The sequence below is a fragment of the Weissella sp. DD23 genome, from assembly GCF_001579105.1.
Taxonomy (GTDB): Bacteria; Bacillota; Bacilli; order Lactobacillales; family Lactobacillaceae; genus Weissella; species Weissella cibaria.
Genome location: NZ_KQ970392.1, coordinates 233,656 through 237,045 on the forward strand (window position 1 = coordinate 233,656; position 3,390 = coordinate 237,045).

Sequence of the window (3,390 nt, forward strand, 5' to 3'; positions counted from 1 at the left end):
TGCGGTTTTTATTAGTTATTCAACATTAGTGACTAAGAATATCACGTTCACGGTCGGCTTGGCGTCGGCGAATTGTGTAGTAAGCAATAATCCAAGAAGCCAAAGCAACTGAGAATGTGGTGATAGCGACCGGGCCCCAATTCATTTGGTAAGCGCCAGGCGGTAGCATGTCATCTGCCATTTGGCCAGCGCGGACAGCCACTTCATGAATTGCCGTGGCTGCTGTGGTTGGCTCTTGCGCAACGGTATTAGCTTGGCTTTCTGACGGTGTGCCAAGGGTGGCTGCTTCATGCGTTGTGGCAGTTGTAACAGCTGCTTTAACTGTTGAACTAGCCACCGCTTGTGCCGTTTGACTTGTTGTTGGGGCAACATCGGTTGGTTCTTGCGCAACTGCTGTGGTCAGCGCAACTGGCTGTGCGGGTTGTGCATCACTGCTGTTAACAGCGGTAACCTGTTGATTTGTAGCTTGACTAGTTGTGACCGTCGTTGGTGCGGTGACTGAAGTACGCGGTGTAGTGGCACTTGCCGTTCGTTGCGTTGTCGCAGTCCGTGCGTCAGACGTTTTGCTAGTCGTGACCTTTTGCGTTTGTGTAACGGACTGGTCAGTAATGGGTTGGACCGGTGTTTCTGAAGTTGTGACCTTATTAGCCAAGTCGGTTTCAGTTGGTGTTGTTGCTTGCCCAACTGATTCTGACGAAACGACTTCGCTAGCCTTGTTACTATCAGAAGGGTTGCTTTCAACTGGCGTTTCGGTAACGGGTGGTACAAAATCAGTAATTGTTTCTTCAGGTAATACGACCGGTGTGTTTGGTACGCACGCCTCTAACGTTTCTGGAGTAGCGGTTGTTTCACTGGCCGTGCTGGTTTCTTCTTCAGACTTGGCTGATGCTGGTAAAACAATTGGCGTGGCTGCTGTTGATTCATCTATCGTTGCCGTGCTTGTCGCAGGATCTGTAGTATTGTCGCTAACGACACTGACGGTTATTGCTGATGATGCTGCGGTTGTCGTGTCATCAGCTAACACAGGGCTAGCGAATAAGACGCTAGCCAATAGAAGGGTTGCTGTTAGCAAACTTGATTTTTGAATCGCCATGTCACAATTGCCTCACTTTCTAAACGAGATATTACCTTATAATAGTACTCTTTTCTTCCTTGTTTGTGAGCGGAATACACAAACTTCGTGCAAACTGTTCACAATAAATTCACAAACTAAGCGCGTTGCGTTTTGAAGTTCTGTTTAAGGCGCGATATGTTACAATTATGTAACGATGAAAACGATGGTATCGGAGGAAATAACGATGCAAACTAAGAAAATTATAACGACGACGTTGCTAGCAACGGCTTTGCTGGGGGCAACAACAGTGACGGCGACCGTCCTGGTGCAACCGAACGCTGTGCAAGCAGCGGCAACAACTAACGTGCAAACACGGGCCTTATCAAAGTCGTATGTTGTGTATGGGGCTGGGGCCTCAGATCAAAGTGCCCTTGCGACAACGCTGGGAGTGACAGACAGCTATGAAAAATTAACAACAACGGGTGCCGACGCATCATACATTGGTCTTTCGGGCGTGGCAGATAGTGCGATGATTAGTTCTGTTGCCATTGCACCGGCTGAACCTGGTACGGGGACGCTGGTAAACATTAAGAACTTCGATGGTAAGGATAATATTACGCAAGTAACCTCACAACAGTATGCGATGGCAGCTACGATGGCTGGTGTAAAAGATGTGATTATTACGGTAACAGCAAACCAACAAGTTTCTGGGCAAGCAGCCTTGGCTGGTGTTTATAAGGCTTTGGATACGGATGGTATCACGCTGAACGAACAAAATACGTCGGCAGCTAATAACATGCTAGCCGCTACGACGGATGCCGTGAATGATAACAAAGACGATAAGGCCTACCCTGGTAAGCTGACGTCAGCAGTAACTAACACAGCTAGTGAACTGGCTGAGAAAAAGCAAGACGGACAAAACATTACAATTAATATTGCAATTGATCAATTAAACATTAACTTGGATAAGCAAGGTATTGCCGAAAAGACGTCCGACGCGGCGGTACAAACGATGGCGCAAGCATTGGTAGGCGTTGCGGACGCCCCAATTTCTGACTCATCTAGCTTCGTCGATAATGCTAAGAGCCTATCAAATAAGCTTGAAAACTCAGCTGGGGATGCGATGGCTAAGGCGAAGGATTTTGCGAATTCAGAGGATGTTCAGCAAGCCGCTAACTGGTTTGTCACGAATATTTGGAATCCAATTGTTAACTTTTTCAAGGGCTTATTGAATAAGTAATGATTTTTGTCGGACTTCACACTATCTTCGAAACTTTTGCACACGTCATCAACTTACAACTTGTATGATAGTGGCAGAAAGATAGATGGGGAGGACACGTGAATGAGTGCGGTTGTGATTTATGACAGTCACTACGGGCATACTGAAAAATATGCCCGCTGGATTGCAAATGAGTTGCAGATTAGTTTGTATCGACTTGATGAAATCGGCGCGTTGGATTTAACAACTTACGATACGATTGTTTTTGGTGGTCCAGTATTTCATGGCCGCGTTAAAATTGCTAATCTAGTAAATACGCTGATTCCGGCGCTGTATGATAAACATATTTTATTGTTCACGGTTGGCCTCCATCCGATTGATGCGACTTATTTCAAACATATTTGTGTCGATAATTTTAATTACCTTGTCCAACAGTATGGTGATTTCTTTCAACTACGGGGTGCGACAAACCATGACAAAATGGGACGTTGGCATCGACTATCGGTTTGGTGGATTAAAAAGATTGGTCGCGCGATTGCGGAAGAACATGTGAAAGAATTAGAGGAAACGACCACAAATCAAATCGATTTAGTGAGTCGTTATCGTCAATTAGTGCAACCGATTGTCGATCGGGTTCGCTTTTATGAAAAGCAAGCCTCATTAGAATAATTAACGCAAAAGGACTAGTGCAGAGTATTTCTGGGCTAGTCCTTTTGCGTTAAAGCGGGTAACCTGACTGGTGTGTGTACATGGTATGATAGGAACAGTTGGTTATGCTGATAGAGAACGCCATGACTAACTGTGATGATGGGGATTAGAAAGTTTGGAGGGATGGACCATGGATCAATTACGATTGACAACCTTAAGTCCAGTGACAATTACAAGTTATGCCACGATTGATTCAACCAATACTGCCGCAAAACGGTTGATTGGGAATACACAGTTGAAGACGCCAGTGGCAATTGTGGCAGACGAACAAACGGCAGGGTACGGTCGGCATGGCCGACAGTATTTTTCGCCAGATCAAGTTGGTGTTTATCTAACTTTGATTTGGCCAGTGGCTGATAGTCGAACGCTCAATCCGGGTCAGGTGACAACAAGTGTAGCTGTGGCAGCA

At 45.8% G+C, this 3,390-nt stretch carries 3 protein-coding genes and 1 pseudogene; 3 read left to right on the plus strand and 1 reads right to left on the minus strand.

Annotated elements, in window-relative coordinates; all coding sequences use genetic code 11:
* Window positions 1-25: 25 nt before the first annotated feature.
* Window positions 26-1,093, minus strand: a complete 1,068-nt coding sequence (locus tag WEIDD23_RS13525; RefSeq protein WP_029237450.1) for a ribonuclease E domain-containing protein — start codon at window positions 1,091-1,093, stop codon at window positions 26-28.
* A 205-nt stretch (window positions 1,094-1,298) separates the two neighbouring features.
* Between WEIDD23_RS13525 and WEIDD23_RS05385 the strand changes: the two genes are divergently transcribed.
* The 3 genes and pseudogenes from WEIDD23_RS05385 to WEIDD23_RS14580 form a co-directional block, all read left to right on the plus strand.
* Window positions 1,299-2,294 (plus strand): DUF1002 domain-containing protein, encoded by a 996-nt coding sequence (locus tag WEIDD23_RS05385; RefSeq protein WP_010371569.1) that lies wholly within the window; start codon window positions 1,299-1,301, stop codon window positions 2,292-2,294.
* A gap of 102 nt (window positions 2,295-2,396) precedes the next feature.
* Complete coding sequence (locus tag WEIDD23_RS05390; protein WP_010371567.1) at window positions 2,397-2,942, plus strand: flavodoxin domain-containing protein; 546 nt, start codon at window positions 2,397-2,399, stop codon at window positions 2,940-2,942.
* Window positions 2,943-3,111: 169 nt separating this feature from the next.
* A pseudogene (locus WEIDD23_RS14580) lies at window positions 3,112-3,390 on the plus strand (biotin--[acetyl-CoA-carboxylase] ligase); the annotation flags it as partial.